The organism is Pedobacter sp. SL55, assembly GCF_026625705.1.
GTDB lineage: Bacteria > Bacteroidota > Bacteroidia > Sphingobacteriales > Sphingobacteriaceae > Pedobacter.
Window position 1 is genome coordinate 2,723,870 of sequence record NZ_CP113059.1, and the last position, 18,046, is coordinate 2,741,915.

Consider the following 18,046-nt stretch of genomic DNA (forward strand, 5'->3'; position numbering starts at 1 on the left):
GTTAAATTCGCATCGCTAAGTAATGTTTGGGCTTTTGATTGCCCAAACATCATCCATGATAATGAGATTAAAAAAAGTGCTTTTAAAAATCCTTCCGCATTTAATTTTTTTAACGAAGATTTTCTACAACTATTGCACTGGCACCGCCGCCGCCGTTACAAATTCCGGCTACGCCAATTTTACCTTTGTTTTGTTGTAATACCGATAAAAGCGTAACCACAATTCTGGCTCCAGAAGCGCCCAGCGGATGGCCAATGGCAACAGCGCCACCATTTACATTTACTTTATCGGCATTTAAGCCTAATTCTTGGTTGTTTGCTAAAGATACCACCGAAAAAGCTTCGTTTATTTCAAAATAATCTACTTCTTCTTTACTTAAGTTGGCTCTTTGCAAAGCCAAAGGTATAGCTTTAGAAGGTGCTGTAGTAAACCATTCTGGGGCTTGTTGGGCATCGGCATAAGCCAAAACTTTAGCTAAAGGCGTTAAGCCTAATTCTTTTGCTTTATCTGCACTCATCAAAACCAAGGCTGCCGCACCATCATTTAAGGTAGAAGCATTGGCAGCGGTAACTGTTCCGTCTTTTTTAAATACAGGCTTTAATCCTGGTATTTTATCAAATTTAACGGAGGCTGGTTCCTCATCTTCGGCAAACAAAGTGATTTCGCCTTTTCTATCTTTAATTTCAACGGCTACAATTTCTTCTTTAAACTTTCCGTTGGCTTGTGCATTTTGCGCTCTTTTGTAAGATTCAATGGCAAAGTTATCTTGGTCTTCGCGGCTGATGTTGCAAGTTTCTGCACATAATTCTGCCGCCGAACCCATGTGGTAATCGTTATAAACATCCCACAAGCCATCTTTAACTAAGCCGTCGGTAATTTGTCCGTGGCCTAAGCGGTAACCATTTCTGGCTTTATCTAAGTAATAAGGTACATTACTCATGCTTTCCATTCCGCCAGCTACAACTACATCGTTTTCTCCCAAAGCAATACTTTGTGCCGCCAACATAATGGCCTTAGTGCCCGAAGCACATACCTTGTTGATGGTAGTTGTGGGTAAATCTGATAAACCCGCAAATTTAGCCGCTTGTGTGGCCGGAGCCTGTCCTAAATTGGCAGACAATACATTGCCCATGTACACTTCTTGTACTTGGCTAGGGTTTATACCTGCTTTCTCAATTGCGCCCTTAATGGCAAAGCCTCCTAATTGAGTGGCTGTAAATCCTGATAGTGAGCCTCCAAAACTACCAATTGGAGTTCTAACCGCTGATACGATAACTACTTCTTTCATTTGTAATGTGTAAAATATATTTGGTTGGCGGCAATTTAGGCATTTTGCTACAGATGCGCAGATTATATCTCTTTAAATTGACAAATAAAATTCATTTAGAGCTAGCGATGACATTTAACAATCTGTACAGCTGTGGCTATTGAGAGGCAGTACCATTATCTTTCTTCATTTTTTTATTGCGAGCCTTCACGGCTTCATTAAGGATGTATTCTATCTGGCCATTGGTGCTTCTAAATTCGTTGCTAGCCCAGTGCTCTATTTCTTTAAGTAGCGCTGGGCTTATTCTTAGTGCAAATGCTTTTTTTTCTTTATCTGGCATTTAAGGATTCCTTCCTTGTTTTGCTTTAGTTGCAAAGCGTGTTAATTGTACAAGGTTCCGGCGTTTACCACAGGTTGGGCATTTCTGTCGCCACATAGTACCACCAATAAATTGCTTACCATAGCGGCTTTGCGCTCTTCGTCTAAGGTAACTATATCTTTTTCAGATAATCTGTCTAAAGCCATTTCTACCATGCCCACCGCACCCTCAACAATAAGTTTTCTGGCGGCAATTACCGCTGTAGCTTGCTGGCGTTGCAACATGGCGCTGGCAATTTCTTGTGCATAGGCCAAATGCGATATCCTAGCCTCAATAACTTCTATGCCAGCTCTAGAAAGGCGGTCGTTCAATTCTTGTTCCAATAATGAATTTACTTTGTCAGCACCATCTTTTAATGTGATTTGTGCGTTTTCGTCCTCAAAATCATCGTAGGCAAAGCTGTTGGCCAAATGCCTTACGGCGGCTTCGCTTTGTATATTTACATATTGCAGGTAATCTTCTACAGTAAAACTTGCCTTTGCCGTTTCTTTTACCTGCCATACAATTACAGCAGCAATTTCAATCGGGTTTCCCATTTTATCGTTAACCTTTAATTGTTGTCCGTTTAGGTTTCTAGCTCGTAGCGATAGTTTTTTCTTTGATGCAAGCGGGTTTACCCAAAAAAAACCGTCTGCTTTTACTGTGCCCACATATTTTCCAAATAGAATTAATACTTTCGATTCGTTGGGGTTTACGATGATTAAACCGGGTAGTACCAAAAAAAGGTCGACAATTAAAATGGCCGAAGCCCATCCGAATTGTTTAATGGCAAATAAATAAATGCTCCCAATTAACATGATTAGGAAAACAACAAGGGTAAGATAACCAGAAGGCGGGTTAATAATTTTTTCTGTTTGCATAATGATATTATTTTGATATCAATTATAAATAGAAAAATCGAGAGTTTGAAATTGTTTTGCCAAGTAATTTTAAACAGTTGGCTAGTTTATAGCCTAATGAAGAAATAAATCTTAATTTTGATTAAAAAAGGATTACATTTTGGCCAAGATTAAAAAAAATTCTCATAAACTACTTTACCGTAAAGTACTCTTCTAACTTCAAATACGTGATGATGGTAGTGTGCGTATTGGTAATTACACTCTACCTGCCTAAACAGCCCCGTTTTAGGTACGAGTTCGAAAAAGGTAAAACCTGGTTAAATAAAGATTTGGTTTCGCCTTTTAGTTTCGCTATTTTAAAAACACCTCAGCAAATAGAAGCTGATAAAAAAGCTGTAGTAGAGAACATATTGCCAATTTACCAATATCAGGATGAGGTTTTTAAAGATCAGAGTGAAGCCTATTTGAATGAATTTGATGTGAAATGGAAGTCAAATACTTTAAACGAAGCTGATAAGGAGATCAATAGAGAACGTTCGCACCAGCTTTTAAAAACAGTTTACAATAGAGGTATTATAGATGTAAACCCAAAGCATCAAAAAGGTAATAAGTATTATAATTTTTCTTTATTAAAGAACAACGTTTCTACCAAAAGCAATTCGCAAGATGTATTTACTGTAGAAACAGCCTTGGCTTTTTTAAGGGATAACCTCAAAACTAACGATGAGGCCATTAGAAAAACCATTATAGATTTATCTGAAAGTCATGTAAAACCTAATTTGATTTTTGATGAAGCCTTAACAGCAAAGATACAAGCTAACGAGTTAAAAAGCATCTCTACTACTAAAGGGATGGTGCAAAAGGGCGAGCTGATTGTAGCTAATGAAACGGTAATAGACGAAGAAGTTTACCAAAAGCTGGTTTCATTTCGTGAGACTTACGATATGCAAACCAAGAGTGTAGGCGACGATAAACTGGTGTTTTTAGGACAGGTTTTGTTGGTAGGCTTTATTGTTACCTTGTTAATGGTATTTCTTTACTTGTTTAGGAAAGATATTTATGCAGATAATAGGCAGTTGTCTCTACTGCTGTTAGTTATTACATCAATGTTGTTGGTGCTTACTTGGGCCATTAAGTTTAATCTTTCTAATCTTTATCTCATTCCGTTTTGTATAGTTCCAATTATCATTAGGATATTGTTTGATACTCGGCTGGCTTTAAACCTGCATTTGTTGGTAATTTTAATTGCTGGCTTTTTTGTGCCAAATAGTTTCGAGTTTGTTTTTTATCAAACTACAGCAGGCATGGTTGCCATTTACAGTATCAAAAATTTAGTGAAGCGTGAGCAGTTGTTAATTTCAGCATCGTTTATCTTAAGCGCTTACTTTATCTCTTTTGTAGGTATAGCGTTGTTAAGAGAAGGTTCTTTTGGTCACATAGAGTGGATAAACTTTTTGCCGTTTGTATTTAGTGTTTTACTTTCACTATTGGCCTATCCGTTAATTTACGCTTTCGAAAGGGTTTTTGGTATTACTTCGGATGTTGCGCTGATAGAATTGACCAATACCAATAATAAATTGCTGCGGGAGCTTGCTTTTAAAGCGCCTGGTACATTCCAGCACTCGTTGCAAGTGGCGAACTTGGCCGAAGCAGCTATTTTTAAAATAGGAGGAAATGCCTTATTGGTAAGAGCAGGAGCATTATATCATGATGTAGGTAAGATGGAAAATCCTCAATACTTCATCGAAAACCAAACAGGTACCAGTCCGCATGATAAGTTGCCTTACGAGCAAAGTGCACAAATTATCATTAGGCATGTGCACAAAGGAATAGAAATTACAAGGAAGTATAAGTTGCCAGAGTCTGTAATTGATTTTATACGTACGCATCACGGCAATACCCGTGTCGATTATTTTTATCAATCGTTCTTAAAAAATTCTCCAGAGAAATTTATTGATGAGAATATTTTTCGTTACCCGGGGCCTATTCCTTTTTCTAAGGAAACGGGTGTTTTAATGTTGGCAGATTCAGTAGAAGCTGCGTCAAGAAGTCTGAAAAATCCGGATGCAGATAGCATCAATAATCTCGTAGAACGGATCATTGACTATAAACTGGAACAAAATCAATTAGATAATTGCGATTTAACTTTAAAAGATTTAGAAACTATCAAATTGATATTCAAGACAATGCTGATGAGTATCTATCATGTTCGGGTAGATTATCCAAAAACCGTGTAATTTTTTTTTGCAAGTATCAACGAATTGCTATATTTGCAACCTCGAAACGCAGTAATGCTCATCGAAAGGAGAGGTGCCTGAGTGGCCGAAAGGAACAGTTTGCTAAACTGTCGTACTGGTAACGGTACCGCGGGTTCGAATCCCGCCCTCTCCGCAGTAACAAAGGTGATACCACCATCGGGGTGTAGCGTAGCCCGGTATCGCGCCACATTTGGGATGTGGAGGTCGTAGGTTCGAATCCTGCCACCCCGACTTATTAGATATCAAATTCTAGCAAAAACCCTCTAAATATTAGTATTTAGGGGGTTTTTCATTTTTGGTCAGATCAGTTGAGGGCATAAAATAGCATATAATTTATGACCTATTCTACTACCTATTTTAATCTTGTATCATTGTCTGGATCAAGCAAATAATCTGGGGGGATTCATTTAGATTTTTATTTTTGTTGTTCACTCTTGATTTATTTTTTTGGAACAGCAGGAACTACTCAAACTACTTCTACCGACAGAACTTATCGAACATTTTGACCTTATCCGCATCGAACCGATGGAAGATGGTTATCATTTATTTCTTGACCAGCATAATATTCCACCTGCGGAATTTGCCAGCCACAAGTTGGAATCCAAAGGATTTTTAGATCAGGCAATTATCCGTGATTTTCCCTTGCGTGGCAAAGCCTGTTTCCTTCATCTTCGCCGTCGCAAATGGCATGACCATGATACCGGCAGAATCCGTTTACAGTTCATGGAATACGGTGGCAGAGGGCACGCGTTTAACCGCAGAGTTCGCTGCTTTTTTAAAAGAATTTGATCGATAACCATCCTATCAGCTGCAAACTATTGGGTCAGCTGTATGGGCTTGATGGCAGGCGGTTGCAGGAACAATATATTCGTTACCTAAGTGATTTCATGGACTGGGACCAACGTTCTCATGCAGGCCACTGGGTTCTATTCGAACAAAATATTGGAGAATACCTAAGCCTGGATGAAGTATGCCTGTCCCGGGGAGAACTCTATACGGTACTCACCAATAAGGATGCAAAGGGGAAAAAGGGTGCTTTACTGGCTATGGTAAAAGGAACCATCAGCGATCAGGTGATTGCTATACTTGAACGCATTCCCTATCGTCTTCGTAAAGAAGTAAAGGAGGTTACTTTGGATCTGGCTCCAACGATGGAGCGTATTGCCAGGCGTGCCTTCCCCAAGGCAAGACTGGTATCTGACCGCTTTCACGTGCAGCAGCTTGCAGCAGATGCTGTTCAACAAATCCGCATTCAATACCGATGGGAAGCTATCGATCAGGAAAACAGTGAAATGGAGCTGGCAAAACAGCTAAACCATCCCCATGTGCCTGATATATTAGAAAACGGAGATAGTTTAAAGCAATTACTGGCCCGTAGCAGGCACCTGTTATTTAAAGATGAAACAAACTGGACAGCTTCCCAACAGCACAGGTCAGAGCTGCTGTTTGCCAGGTATCCCTTATTAGAGAAAGCCTATCGGCTGAGCAGGAAACTGTCTCATATCTTTTCAAACACAAAGGAGAAGGGCATCGGTTTTACCAGGCTCGCCAAATGGTATGATGAGGTTGAAAAATCAGCCATAAAAGCATTTTCAACCGTGGCAAGAACCATACAGAACCACTACCACACCATCCTGAACTACTTTGACAACAGGCATACAAATGCTTCTGCAGAATCGTTCAATGCTAAAATCAAAGCACTAAGAACTCAATTCAGAGGAGTCAGAAATGTTGAATTCTTTATGTACAGATTAGCCAAAATATATGCGTAATCTTTCTAGCCCCCCCCCCCAGATTATTTGCTTGATCCCATTGTCTCTGGTTTGATATAAAAATCTGTTTATCAATTGTTTAATTATTAATTGACATCATTTGATGACTTTTGATGTTGCGTTGAAAACGTACCAAAAAAGGTCATGAAAAGGGCACAGAAAAAAAGTATGAAAACACAGAACACGTTTTCGGTTTCATTTTTCCTTAGAAAAGATAAGGGAAAAGAAGGGATTGCACCGTTGTATGCGCGTATTACGGTAAACGGTACACATGCTGATTTAGCAACAAAGCGTAAAATGTTGGTTGAGAAATGGGACCAAAAATCCCAAAGTATGTCTGGAAAAACCGCAGAAGACAACCTGACGAGAGACAAGATCAGGTTGTTGGGAATTGAGATCAATTCTGCTTATGAGGAGCTAAGGAGAGATGGGGCGGAGCTAACAGCCGAGACGGTAAAAGCCAAAGTGGAGGGGACCGAAATAGCTCCGTACACATTGATGTTCCTGATCGATTACCATAACGAAGAGCTTAAACAGTTTTTAGAAGAGGGAACGATGAAAAATTATCGTACAACGAAGAGGTATCTGACAGAATTCCTGATTGTTAAGTGGAAAAGAAAAGATATTTTACTTAAACAATTAGATAATCTGTTCGTTACAAAATTTGGGCTATTCCTTTTAACCAGAACACCTGATAAGGGACAACGACCATGTTCAAATAACTCCGTAATGAAACACATGGAACGTCTTAAAAAATTGGTCGGATTGGCCTTGCAGAATAAATGGATGACAGAAAACCCCTTCCAGCATTTTAAGAAAAAGATCATAACTAAAGATAGGGATTGTTTAGATACATACGAACTTGACAAATTGAGGAATTTGGAACTGAGAAAGGTTGGGGTTAGTACAGTTAGGGATATGTTCCTGTTTGCTTGTCTGACAGGTCTTTCACCTTGTGATATTACTAGATTCAATAAAGATCATATTACAAGGGATGTTAATGGCGAATATTGGATTGAAATGTACAGACAGAAAACCAAACGATTTACAGAGAGGAAATTCAATGTGTTGTTGCTGCCCGAAGCGTTGGAGATCATCAAGAAATACCGTAGAAATGCCGCTGCGATTGAAAATGGTACTGTGTTCCCTTTCTACACCAACCAGATACTTAATCGCTATCTAAAGGTTATCGCCGAGGAAGCTGAAATCAATAAACCGGTTACTTTTCATCTGGCTAGACATACCTTTGCTACAACTGTCACGCTAGAAAATGGTGTTCCGATTGAAAGTGTATCCCACATGCTCGGACACGCTAGCATAAGAACCACGCAGATCTATTCGAAAATCAAAAAGAAAAAGGTATTGAATGATATGAAATACGAAACTATTTTTCTTATGGTCCGTGTGGCAGTCCATGCCGACTATGTCCATATTTCCGAGATCGTAATTGCAATTCCACGCCATAAATGGTAAGAAACCATACGCCAATTTTGCCGGGTTGCTTATCGGGCAGCAATTTGGCAACAAAAACTTTGTCTTTTGCATTCATTAATGTTCAACGTTGAAATCCATTTGATTTAATTTTTCATTTTCGAAAGCCCATCGAAGTTCAATACCGTAATATTGGTGCCCAAACGTTCAATAAGCTTTTCATCCCTAAAATCGGTAAGGGTACGGCTTACTGTTTCGGTAGCCATGCAAGCCATTGCAGCCAGATCTTCACGTGTAATGTTAAATCCGTTCAGTTTATTGCTCACTTGTTGATGCAGTTTGATGAGCGTACCTGCCATCTTCTTTCTCACCGAATAATAGGCCAACTGCAGTAACTGTTCCTCTTTTTCTTTGTTGTCTTGGGAAAGCAGATGGATGAATTTTCGTGCGACTTCTGGATAAAGATTTAGCATAGTCTCCAGTTCATCCATTGGGATAAGGCATAGCTGGCTATCCACTATTGCCGTTGCCGTGTCGGTGTATGGGCTACCGGTAAGGATTGCGCTTATCCCTATATAATCACCGTCGCTATACATTCCGGTCATCAGTTCTCGCCCGTCCTGAGATAGCTTAATGGTCTTGATTTTGCCAGAAGTGATCAGATAGAGCCCCTTGCCCTGGTCTCCTTCATAATAAATGACCCTGTCTTTCTTAAAATCCCTAGTTTTGTGCCCATTTACAATCGTCTTAAATGCCGCAAGTCCGTCAGTTTTTGCAACCATCACATGAAATTCTTCTTTGATGGCCTGTTGATGCGCCTGTTTGGCCATTTTTTTCTCAATCGGATATCAATTGCGTTGAGCAGTTCCATCCCGTTAAAAGGCTTGATCAGATAGTCATCTGCTCCCAACTCCATTCCTTTCCTAAGATCGGCATGTTCTGCTTTTGCTGTAAGAAAAATAAAAGGAATATCAGCTGTTTCAGTATGCTTGTTTAGCATATACAGTACGCCATAGCCATCAAGTTCGGGCATCATGATATCGCATAAAATGAGATCGGGCAGGTGTTTGATGGCCATTTCTGTACCTGCCATGCCATTCTCCGCCTCAATAACAGTATACAGCGCCATTTCCAGTATCTCCACTACGTTGGCCCTAATCTCGTCGTGATCTTCAATGATCAGTATTTTTTTGCTCATGATTTTGGGAATGTGAGTGTAAATAAAGTGCCCCTGTTGATCCTGCTCCTAAATTTGACCTTGCCGTTCATAAGGATAGTATATCTGGAAAGGATACTTAGCCCCAGGCCATTTCCGGGAATTTTACCTGTATTATGGGCACGGAAAAATGCTTCGAAAAGGTTTTTTTGATCGTCGTAAGGTATACCAATTCCGTTGTCGCAAATACGTACTGTACAGCAGTTTTTATTAATTTTGGTATGGAACTGGATAGAGCTTGAGTTTCCAGAATATTTAATGGCATTATCTATCAATATAATGATACAGTTCTTTAAAAGGTTATGGTCAAGGCTAATCATTTGATCCTTGCCGCGATGTTTGAAGATGATCTCTTGTCCATCTTTAAGTACAACCTGCATTTCTTCCGTAATCTCTTGGGCAAGTTCCATGAGGCTGAAGCTGCTGGCTTCTGCAAGTACCTTTCCGGTTTCGAGTTTTTCGAGCGACAGAAAATCATTTAGTATTGCCGTAATGTTTAACACTGCATCATTTATCTTATCCAGATGTTTAGTGATATTAGGATTTTGGTACTGAGCGGAATGGTGTTCAATCAATGAACGGGAAAGCTGCATCAGGCTCAATGGTGTACGGAACTCATGGGAGGCTATGGATACAAACCTGCTTTTAAGTTTTCCGAGCTCCTTTTCCTTAGCTAGGGATAAGCTCAGTTCCTCCTTGGTCTGTTGTAGTATCTTTATGGTTTCCTGTAGCGACACAGTGCGTTCCCGTACCTGTTCTTCGAGTTGGTTAGCATAGTCCTTTAGCATTGCCTCGGATTGTTTTTCCCTAGTTAAATCATGGATAAATCCAGCATATACAATCCTGCCCGAGTATTTTACTTCGCTTACCCCCAGTCTGAAAGGAAATTGTTTTTTATTTTTCTTCAGGCCGATCAGTTCCCTGCCAATGCCGATGATGCTGGCATGGCCAGTTTGCTTATATTTGGATAAATAATCATCATGTTTCGTAGCATGGCTTTTCGGCATTAGCATAGAAATGTTATTCCCAAGTACCTCTTCTTCGCTATAATCAAAAAGTTTACAGGCTGATGGATTAATGGATTCAATCTTGCCTCGGTCATCTATGGTAATCAGGCCGTCTATCGCATTATCGATAATCGTTTTTAGTAGCACTGCGTTTTCCATAAAATATTGATTTACAGAATAATAAATATTCTTACCATTAAGACAATTTTCCCCTAGATTTGTTTCAATTATATTGATGGGATTCGATCTCATAACATTAGCGTACTCTAAAGTATAGCGTTCAAATATCGAGGTAGTAAACAGTCTAGGCCGTGACGAATATCATCGATTTACTGTTGGCAAATCATTGATAATTAAATTTTTGTAAATCTCTCATTACAAGTAGAGATGTTCTCGTCTATGGCTAATAAGCCTTTTTGCTCTGCTAGCAAGGCAATAACGGTTTGGCTTAATTGTATGGTGTTCATGGTTTGATGTTCCATTTCCAATTCAATATTTCAGGCATATCTTTGCCATAGCGGTTCACATAATGCTTATGCTCGATGAGTTTATCTTTTAACTGTTGTTTCAAATAATCACCTTTACTGCCCAAACCTGATACACGGTCTATCACATCGATCACTAAATGGAAACGGTCTATTTCGTTCTGCACACGGAGGTCGAAAGGCGTGGTAATGGTTCCCTCTTCTTTGTAGCCTCGCACATGTAGATTTCTATTGGTTCGGCGGTAGCTAATGCGGTGTACTAGCCATGGGTAGCCATGAAAGTTGAAGATGATGTGTTTATCCTTGGTAAATATCGAATCATAATCTACCTCGCTAAGTCCGTGTGGATGTTCTGACGAAGATTGGAGCTTCATGAGGTCTACCACATTTACCACTCTTATTTTAAGCTCTGGGAGATGGTGCCTCAATATCGAAACCGCCGCTAATAGTTCTAAAGTTACAGTGTCGCCACAACTGGCCATCACGATATCGGGTTCTGCGTTCTGATCATTGCTTGCCCATTGCCAGATACCGATACCTTCGGTACAATGTTTATCGGCGGCCTCCATGCTTAGCCATTGTGGTAACGCATGTTTTCCTGCCACTACTACGTTTACATAATGCCTGCTGCGAAGGCAATGGTCCATTACCGAGAGCAGGCAATTGGCATCGGGCGGTAGATAAACGCGTACCACATCTGCTTTTTTACTGATCACATGATCTAAAAATCCGGGATCTTGATGGGTAAATCCGTTATGGTCTTGTTGCCATACATGAGAGGCCAGTAGATAGTTCAATGAAGCAATTGGTCTGCGCCAAGGTAGTTCACGTGTCACCTTTAGCCATTTGGCATGTTGGCTAAACATTGAATCGATAATTCGGATAAAAGCCTCGTAGCTGTTAAAAATGCCATGCCTTCCGGTAAGCAGATAGCCTTCCAGCCAGCCTTCGCACTGGTGTTCGCTCAGTTGTGCATCCAGTATGCGTCCGGTAGGGGCGAGAAATTCGTCGTTCGGCAGCATCGCAGCATCCCATTGTCGGTTACTTTCTTCAAAAACAGCGCCTAAAAGGTTGGATAGTGTTTCGTCTGGACCGAAAAGGCGGAAGTTAGTAACGTTAAGTTTGATGACTTCTTTTAGAAATTTGCCCAACACCATGGTATTTTGCCCCATTACTGCTCCAGGCGACGATACTTTGATGCCAAAATCTCTAAAATTAGGCATCAGTAAGTCCTGTAACAGTAATCCACCATTGGTATGCGGGTTGGCTCCCATTCTTTTTTTACCTGTTGGTGCCAATGCTTTGAGTTCGGCAATCAGTTTGCCATCCTGGTCGAACAATTCTTCTGCATGGTAGCTTTTCATCCATTTTTCGAGTATTTTTACGTTTTTAGGATGCTTCTCGTCAACTAAAACAGGGACCTGGTGCGACCTGAATGTGCCTTCGACCTGTAGGCCATCTATTATTTTAGGGCCTGTCCAACCTTTAGGTGAACGTAGCACAATCATCGGCCATCGTGGGCGGGTAAGATCAGCCTCACTTCTGGCATTTGCTTGAGCTGTCCTGATGTCTTGAATAGCTTGATCCAGTGCATTGGCCATCAGTTGATGCATAGTCTCAGGATCATCGCCTTCCACAAAATAGGGTTTCCATCCACAGCCTTTAAAAAACTGTTCCAATTCCTCATGTTCAATTCTGGATAAAAGGGTTGGATTGCTAATTTTATAACCATTGAGGTGGAGGATGGGCAATACTACGCCATCGGTAATTGGATCAAGGAATTTATTGGAATGCCATGCGGTAGCCAATGGGCCAGTTTCGGCTTCGCCATCGCCAACAATACAGGCAACAATCAGCTCTGGATTATCAAATACAGCACCAAAGGCATGGCTGAGCGAATATCCCAGCTCACCTCCTTCGTGGATAGAGCCTGGTGTGGAGGGGGCTACATGACTGGAAATGCCACCAGGAAAAGAGAATTGGGTAAACAGTTTTTTCATGCCTGCCTCATCCTCGCTGATGTTGGGATATATTTCGCTATAGCTGCCTTCCAGATAGGTATGAGCTACCAATGCTGGTCCGCCATGCCCCGGCCCTGACACATAGAACATATTCAGGTCATATTGTTTGATGATACGATTGAGGTGTACATAGATAAAGTTCTGTCCAGGTGTTGTTCCCCAATGGCCAACTACAATCGGTTTTATATGGGAAAGCAGTAAGGGTTCTCTCAGTAGCGCATTGTCGTAAAGGTAGATCTGTCCTACAGATAGATAATTCGCGGCCCGCAAATAGGCATCCATTTTTTTGAGTAGCTCTTGTGTAATCATTTCAACTTTGGAGGTAGCAGGTAGTATTTCCATTTTTTCTGGCTTTTTAGGTAAGATAATTTTGAGGTTGCTTCTTGTTATCTGTTGTTTACTCAAGGCTTGAAGCCAAATACACCCAATTGGGTAACGGTGCTTTCTTAGTCCTTGTGCAAAATGGTGCTAATGCCCAAAGTCTTGGCATTGGCTACAAAAATGGGCTGGTTCTCGATGTAGAGTATCTTTGATACTGGACTTTGAACGGTATCTATTGCTAATCTAAATAGGTCTAGGTCTGGCTTGCTCAAGTGCACGAAACAGGAGGAAATAAACGTATCTATGATGTCGTCCAACCTAAATTTATGTATTCTATACAGGTTAAGTTCGCGTCCCTCGTTGCTTAGTGCGATAACCTTAAGTTGATATTTTTTTTGAGCATTCTGACCAGCTTGAGCATGTTTGGTAGCGGTTTAGATTGGCTGAACATGAATTTTTTAAATGCGGTGATGCTAAAATCCCTGCGTTCATAGAATATCACGCTCGCCAGATAGTCGTTAAGGCTCAGCTTACCCAATTCATAGGTCGAAAAGTTGATGTGGTGCCTTTCTTCCATTGCCAAATGATCGATATGGAAGTGTTCCGAAGCGTCTTTTCTGGAATTTCTATCCCAACCATCGCTTAGTAGTACCCCTCCAATATCGAGGAAAAGTGTGGTAATATGTTTTTGTCTTTCCATAACCGCAGTCGCTGGCATGGCTTTAGCATGCCCCGTAAAGATGGGAAGACCGCTTTTTTTAGCGTTGCACAACTCCATAGAAAAGTTATACGATTCACACTTTTTTATTTTTTTAATTGATTTTTAGTGTCTTAAGTGTGAATTGTGCAAAGACTATTGGGAAAGGTATAACGAATGGCGGGGCTGTACCGTGGATCTTTGGACAGTGAAATAGTTCACAATAAAATGAGAAAAAGATGAAAAGCAACGAGAGTTTACAGAAAGAAGTTCAGGATGCCATTAAATGGGAACCACTTTTGGAGGCTGCCGAAATAGGCGTGACGGTTAAGGATGGTATTGTTACCTTAACGGGAACGGTTGATAGTTATATCAAAAAAACCGAAGCAGAAGATGCAGCCAAAAGAGTGGCTGGGGTAAAGGCCATTGTAGAAAATATCGTGGTAAAGTACGGAGATTTTGGTGTTAAAAATGATAACGATATTGCTAAAGAGGTACTTAACGCGTTTAAATGGAACTGGCAGGTGCCCAATGATAAAATTACCATAAAGGTAGAAAAAGGGTGGGTAAACTTAGATGGTAAAGTAAATTGGAACTACCAGAAAGATGCGGCCAAGACAGCCATAAAAAACCTTTTGGGAGTGAATGGCGTGATCAACAACATCAAGGTTTCTTCTGATGTAAAAGACGCAGTAGAAAAAGGAGCTATCGAAAGAGCTATTGCCCGCAATTGGTCTATCAATGATCAGGATATTCAGGTAAAGGTTTCTGGCAACAGGGTAACCTTGACTGGTACGGTTGGTTCTATTTTTCAAAAAGATGAAGCTACTCGTATTGCGTGGAATGCTCCTGGTGTATGGTTTGTAGATAACAATCTGGAAATTGAATACGACTACATGTTGGTAGATTAAAATTGCTGTTAGGGGCAGTTTTTAACTGCCCTTTTTTTCATTTTAATATTTAATCAAAATAACCATAAAACGTAGTATCATTATTGTAGCCCTGACATTATTTGCCGCGAGTTGCAACCAATCTTCAAAAAAGGAGATTGATAAGGCAGATGAATATTTTTTGTACCGCTGGTCAGGAATATCGAAGGGCAGTGCAAGGATACAGAACAATAGCACTAAATTATATACACCACCAGATGAAATTCATTTCCCAGTAGCTATTTTCATAAATACCATAATCTTAAGTGTCAACACCCGGGCATCCAATTGTGTGCTTCCCTAAATTTCGTACCAATCAAAAATAGAATTTATTGGCATAATTTGTATTCTATTGGTGTTTTATTTTTGAGTGCTCTATGTGGCCTACTATAGTTATAGTCATTCATCCATTCTTCACTTATTGTTCTTACTTCCTGAATTGATTTAAATACGTAGGCATTTAATATATCCCTTCTGAAAGTTCCGTTTAACCTTTCGATATAAGCATTTTGCGTGGGCTCACCAGGCTGAATGAACACAAGTTGGATCTTATTTTCCTTGCTCCAAATATCCAGTTTTGCACTAATAAATTCTGGCCCGTTGTCAACCCTTATCATTTTGGGATAACCCCTTTGCTGGGCGATTTCTTCCAAACTCCTTATTACCCGTAATGTTGGCAGCGATGTGTCTGTTTCTATCGTTAAAACTTCCCTGTTAAAATCATCAATCACGTTCAATAACCTTATTTTTCTGCCATCCCATAAGCTGTCACTCATAAAATCTATGCTCCAGACCTCGTTGATTTTGCCGGGCTGGAACAAAGCCTGTTTTACCCTTGCTGGCAATCTTTTTTTAGCCCTTCTTCTTATGTTCAGTTTTAGTGCGGTGTAAATCCTGTAGAGTTTTTTATGGTTGATCATTTCCCCTGACTTTCTTATCCGATGGTAGCATTGCCAAAAACCTATGCTTACGTGCTTTTCTGTCAAACCATTTAATAGTTCAATGTACTTGTCATCCTGCTTTATGCGGGCCAAGTAACTGAAGCTGCTTCTTGAGATTTTAATGCTATCACAAGCCTTGCGCTTACTGATCTGATGTTCGACAAGCAGAAAAGTAACAGCTTCTTTTTTATCGCAAGGCGCTAAAGCTTTTTTTCAATCAGATCCTTTAGCGCATCGTTCAAAAGTGCCAGATCGGTATACATCCGTTTCAGCTTGGAGTTTTCTGCCTCAAGTTCCTTTAGGCGTTTGAGATCGTTAATTTCCATCCCGCCATATTTGCTTCGCCATCGATAGAAGGTCTTCTCTGATATGCCGTTTGCTCTGGCAATATCTGTTACCTTAACGCCTTTTTCATGCTGTCTCAATATTGAAACAATCTGTGCCTCTGTAAATTGTGTTGTTTTCATAATTGTTAATTAAAAATAGTGTCTTTTTTCTATTTTTAATCGGACCAATTTCGGGGAAGCATACACAATCTTTACAAAGATGGAGCGAATGCTATTTCCAAACCTACTCAATTATTGCCAAAAATTGCATTATTCACACCCGAAGTATAAAACATAACTCGCCGATCGCTACCCAAGAGCAAGTTAACTTGGCGGCGTTTGCGCATCCAACTTTTTGTCATTGCATTGATCTCCGTTTTTTCTTTGGAGATATATACTTACGGACCAGCCAGAAAAGTCTTATGTTGGCGTTGGCTACCCAAATTAGGGCAAAGCCAGCACTTGGATAGATTTGGGACTGGCGATTTTTAGGTGTCTTAGGATGAAGGCCGCTAGGTATTTCCCATCACTGTGACCCTCATGGTGTGCTAATGGTTTTTTTGGAGCATGCTTAATACATTTTCTAGTGCTATCCTACTTTCGCAGGAAGTTTGTTTAAAAAATGAGGCCGTCGAGCCAGTAATTTGTTTAAACTGCCTAGAAAGGTGGGCAACACTGCTATAGTTCAATAAGTACGAAATCTCGGTAAGGTTGAGTTCGCGGTATAGAATCAGTTCTTTAGCCCTTTCGATCTTTTGGTAGATGATATAATGCTCAATGGTAGTTCCGGTCTCTTTGGAGAATATATTGGCCATATAGGTATAATCGAGCGCTATTTTTTCACTAAGGTAATTAGAGTTCTTTATCTTTGGGTGCTCTTCAACATAGCGCACCATATCAATTACTGTATTTTTGATGCGTTCGACGAGGATATCTTTTTTGTTGACCATGAGCTCAAGTCCATAGGCTGATAAAACTATTTTCAGTTGTCTATACTGGTCTTTGTTGGGTGCATCGGGTATATTTACCTCTCCTAAATAGATACGTTCGTAGGGAATACCGATTTTCTCCAGCTCGTTTTTTACGATCATCTTACAGGATGTGCTGACCATATTCCTGATGTATAATTTCATATTCGAATTATTTAGGATTCTGAATTTAACAAAAGTCATTATTTACCTATTGTTTTAGAATGATTGCCATCACTTGATCCCTAGATTCTCATCATCAATTTGATGAGTTTGAGCGGAACGCGGCAGTTACCAAGAAGCAACTTTAGAAGTGTAGCCATTTTTGGCAACGGAGTTGGCGCCTTCATTGCGGCCAATATAAAACAGGAGTAAGGGCATGTTTCATTACCGAGTCTTTTTCAGCCCATCAGTGAGTTTAGTATGACGATATGAACATCATCTGCCTGGGTGGACTGAGCACCAATCACGAAAAAGCATAGGCATTGGTACAGTTATTTTTGGCTGCCCGTTTTAAAGGTTTTATTACGTTTAAAAGACGCTTGGCAAAAGTTGCTATTGACCAGCATCATCGTCGGGCCTGATCTTGCGCATTGTACGGTACACCGTGTTGTGCTATATTGCACTTCACTTAAACTTAAAAAAAGAAAAGGATATTTTTATCGGCAATTGGTCTATTTCTGCTTTGCCAATTGGTTTTTGCGCAAACTTACACCGTAGATAGATACCATACCCGGGTGGGCTTTAGTGCTACTCACTTTGGAATATCTCATGTGGAGGGCAGTTTTAAAATGGTAGATGCTTCGCTAGTTTCAAAAAGGAACGATTTTACCGATGCAGTGATTTCGTTCACTGCACAGGTAGCCTCTATCAACACCGATGTGGAGTTTAGAGACAACGACTTAAAGAGTGCGGCCTATTTCGATGCAGTAAAATATCCAGAATTAAGCTTCAAGAGCATTGCCTTTAAAAGAATACAGGGAAATAGCTATGTACTGATCGGAAACATCATCATCCATGGGGTAAGCAAACAGGTTGTCTTTAGCGTAATCTATAATGGAACCGCCATAACGGCCATAAAACAGCCTACTGTAGGATTTACGATTGGGTGGCACCTTGAACAGACTGGATTTTGGTGTAGGGAGCGATCCATTGATAAGTGGGGTAAGCAACCAGATTAAGGTAACAT

General features: G+C 40.3%; 17 protein-coding genes and 2 tRNA genes. 8 read left to right on the forward strand and 11 right to left on the reverse strand.

Annotated elements, in window-relative coordinates; genetic code table 11:
- Nucleotides 1–109 precede the first annotated feature (109 nt).
- From OVA16_RS12280 to OVA16_RS12290, 3 genes are all read right to left on the reverse strand, one after another.
- The gene (locus OVA16_RS12280) at nt 110–1,288 is read right to left on the reverse strand and encodes an acetyl-CoA C-acyltransferase (protein ID WP_267759769.1); all 1,179 of its coding nucleotides are present in this window, start codon (nt 1,286–1,288) and stop codon (nt 110–112) included.
- 136 nt (nt 1,289–1,424) lie between these two features.
- On the reverse strand, nt 1,425–1,607 hold the full coding sequence (locus OVA16_RS12285) for an Arc family DNA binding domain-containing protein (protein WP_267759771.1): 183 nt from the start codon (nt 1,605–1,607) through the stop codon (nt 1,425–1,427).
- Nucleotides 1,608–1,648: 41 nt separating this feature from the next.
- Nucleotides 1,649–2,506 carry an SPFH domain-containing protein gene (locus OVA16_RS12290; protein ID WP_267759773.1) on the reverse strand — a complete coding sequence of 286 codons (858 nt, stop codon included), beginning with the start codon at nt 2,504–2,506 and terminating at the stop codon, nt 1,649–1,651.
- A 209-nt stretch (nt 2,507–2,715) separates the two neighbouring features.
- On the opposite strand from OVA16_RS12290, the gene OVA16_RS12295 reads away from it, so the two are divergent.
- The 6 genes from OVA16_RS12295 to OVA16_RS12320 all read left to right on the forward strand — a co-directional run bounded on the left by OVA16_RS12295 (nt 2,716) and on the right by OVA16_RS12320 (nt 7,988).
- Nucleotides 2,716–4,722: an HDIG domain-containing metalloprotein gene (locus tag OVA16_RS12295; protein ID WP_324288383.1), complete on the forward strand. Its 2,007-nt coding sequence runs from the start codon at nt 2,716–2,718 to the stop codon at nt 4,720–4,722.
- Nucleotides 4,723–4,789: 67 nt separating this feature from the next.
- Nucleotides 4,790–4,876 (forward strand) — tRNA-Ser (locus OVA16_RS12300).
- Nucleotides 4,877–4,900: 24 nt separating this feature from the next.
- Nucleotides 4,901–4,974: transfer RNA gene (locus OVA16_RS12305), tRNA-Pro, on the forward strand.
- Nucleotides 4,975–5,190: 216 nt separating this feature from the next.
- The gene (locus tag OVA16_RS12310; protein WP_267758921.1) at nt 5,191–5,532 is read left to right on the forward strand and encodes a hypothetical protein; all 342 of its coding nucleotides are present in this window, start codon (nt 5,191–5,193) and stop codon (nt 5,530–5,532) included.
- A 29-nt stretch (nt 5,533–5,561) separates the two neighbouring features.
- Nucleotides 5,562–6,515: a transposase gene (locus tag OVA16_RS12315; RefSeq protein WP_267758925.1), complete on the forward strand. Its 954-nt coding sequence runs from the start codon at nt 5,562–5,564 to the stop codon at nt 6,513–6,515.
- A 168-nt stretch (nt 6,516–6,683) separates the two neighbouring features.
- Nucleotides 6,684–7,988 carry a site-specific integrase gene (locus OVA16_RS12320; RefSeq protein ID WP_267759775.1) on the forward strand — a complete coding sequence of 435 codons (1,305 nt, stop codon included), beginning with the start codon at nt 6,684–6,686 and terminating at the stop codon, nt 7,986–7,988.
- 104 nt (nt 7,989–8,092) lie between these two features.
- On the opposite strand, the gene OVA16_RS12325 is transcribed toward OVA16_RS12320, so the two are convergent.
- From OVA16_RS12325 to OVA16_RS12345, 6 genes are all read right to left on the reverse strand, one after another.
- Nucleotides 8,093–8,776 carry a Crp/Fnr family transcriptional regulator gene (locus OVA16_RS12325; RefSeq protein ID WP_324288384.1) on the reverse strand — a complete coding sequence of 228 codons (684 nt, stop codon included), beginning with the start codon at nt 8,774–8,776 and terminating at the stop codon, nt 8,093–8,095.
- A complete protein-coding gene (locus tag OVA16_RS20110) occupies nt 8,728–9,144 on the reverse strand; it encodes a response regulator (RefSeq protein ID WP_324288385.1) in 417 nt (138 codons plus the stop codon). Before OVA16_RS20110 ends, OVA16_RS12325 begins: the two co-directional genes overlap by 49 nt.
- On the reverse strand, nt 9,141–10,328 hold the full coding sequence (locus tag OVA16_RS12330; protein WP_267759777.1) for a PAS domain-containing sensor histidine kinase: 1,188 nt from the start codon (nt 10,326–10,328) through the stop codon (nt 9,141–9,143). The genes OVA16_RS20110 and OVA16_RS12330 overlap by 4 nt, the downstream gene beginning before the upstream one ends.
- Before the next feature lie 194 nt (nt 10,329–10,522).
- Complete coding sequence (locus tag OVA16_RS12335; protein WP_267759779.1) at nt 10,523–10,651, reverse strand: hypothetical protein; 129 nt, start codon at nt 10,649–10,651, stop codon at nt 10,523–10,525.
- A complete protein-coding gene (locus OVA16_RS12340) occupies nt 10,633–13,080 on the reverse strand; it encodes a phosphoketolase (protein WP_267759781.1) in 2,448 nt (815 codons plus the stop codon). Before OVA16_RS12340 ends, OVA16_RS12335 begins: the two co-directional genes overlap by 19 nt.
- Nucleotides 13,081–13,360: 280 nt before the next feature.
- Entirely contained in the window at nt 13,361–13,714 is a 354-nt protein-coding gene (locus OVA16_RS12345; RefSeq protein ID WP_267759783.1) for a hypothetical protein, read from the reverse strand.
- Nucleotides 13,715–13,932: 218 nt separating this feature from the next.
- Between OVA16_RS12345 and OVA16_RS12350 the strand changes: the two genes are divergently transcribed.
- The gene (locus OVA16_RS12350) at nt 13,933–14,604 is read left to right on the forward strand and encodes a BON domain-containing protein (protein WP_267759785.1); all 672 of its coding nucleotides are present in this window, start codon (nt 13,933–13,935) and stop codon (nt 14,602–14,604) included.
- A 347-nt stretch (nt 14,605–14,951) separates the two neighbouring features.
- Here the strand turns inward: OVA16_RS12350 and OVA16_RS12355 are convergent.
- Together OVA16_RS12355 and OVA16_RS12360 are read right to left on the reverse strand one after the other, a co-directional pair.
- Nucleotides 14,952–16,030, reverse strand: a protein-coding gene (locus OVA16_RS12355) for an IS3 family transposase (protein ID WP_267759787.1) whose coding sequence is annotated in 2 segments (ribosomal slippage) — nt 14,952–15,769 and nt 15,769–16,030 — 1,080 coding nt in all. Because the reading frame shifts where the segments join, the coding sequence is not laid out codon by codon here.
- 407 nt (nt 16,031–16,437) lie between these two features.
- A complete protein-coding gene (locus OVA16_RS12360) occupies nt 16,438–17,022 on the reverse strand; it encodes a helix-turn-helix domain-containing protein (protein WP_267759790.1) in 585 nt (194 codons plus the stop codon).
- 527 nt (nt 17,023–17,549) lie between these two features.
- Here OVA16_RS12360 and OVA16_RS12365 point away from each other — a divergent pair.
- Nucleotides 17,550–18,038 (forward strand): YceI family protein, encoded by a 489-nt coding sequence (locus tag OVA16_RS12365; protein WP_267759792.1) that lies wholly within the window; start codon nt 17,550–17,552, stop codon nt 18,036–18,038.
- Nucleotides 18,039–18,046 lie beyond the last annotated feature (8 nt).

Excerpts from the sequence above, each read along its gene's own strand:
- OVA16_RS12295 (WP_324288383.1), top strand. The coding sequence starts at position 2,716 with ATGATGGTAGTGTGCGTATTGGTAATTACACTCTACCTGCCTAAACAG.
- OVA16_RS12350 (WP_267759785.1), top strand. The coding sequence starts at position 13,933 with ATGAAAAGCAACGAGAGTTTACAGAAAGAAGTTCAGGATGCCATTAAA.
- OVA16_RS12320 (WP_267759775.1), top strand. The coding sequence starts at position 6,684 with ATGAAAACACAGAACACGTTTTCGGTTTCATTTTTCCTTAGAAAAGAT.
- OVA16_RS12325 (WP_324288384.1), bottom strand. The coding sequence starts at position 8,776 with ATGGCCAAACAGGCGCATCAACAGGCCATCAAAGAAGAATTTCATGTG.
- OVA16_RS12335 (WP_267759779.1), bottom strand. The coding sequence starts at position 10,651 with ATGGAACATCAAACCATGAACACCATACAATTAAGCCAAACCGTTATT.
- OVA16_RS12345 (WP_267759783.1), bottom strand. The coding sequence starts at position 13,714 with ATGCCAGCGACTGCGGTTATGGAAAGACAAAAACATATTACCACACTT.
- OVA16_RS12330 (WP_267759777.1), bottom strand. The coding sequence starts at position 10,328 with ATGGAAAACGCAGTGCTACTAAAAACGATTATCGATAATGCGATAGAC.
- OVA16_RS12280 (WP_267759769.1), bottom strand. The coding sequence starts at position 1,288 with ATGAAAGAAGTAGTTATCGTATCAGCGGTTAGAACTCCAATTGGTAGT.
- OVA16_RS12285 (WP_267759771.1), bottom strand. The coding sequence starts at position 1,607 with ATGCCAGATAAAGAAAAAAAAGCATTTGCACTAAGAATAAGCCCAGCG.
- OVA16_RS12290 (WP_267759773.1), bottom strand. The coding sequence starts at position 2,506 with ATGCAAACAGAAAAAATTATTAACCCGCCTTCTGGTTATCTTACCCTT.
- OVA16_RS12360 (WP_267759790.1), bottom strand. The coding sequence starts at position 17,022 with ATGAAATTATACATCAGGAATATGGTCAGCACATCCTGTAAGATGATC.
- OVA16_RS20110 (WP_324288385.1), bottom strand. The coding sequence starts at position 9,144 with ATGAGCAAAAAAATACTGATCATTGAAGATCACGACGAGATTAGGGCC.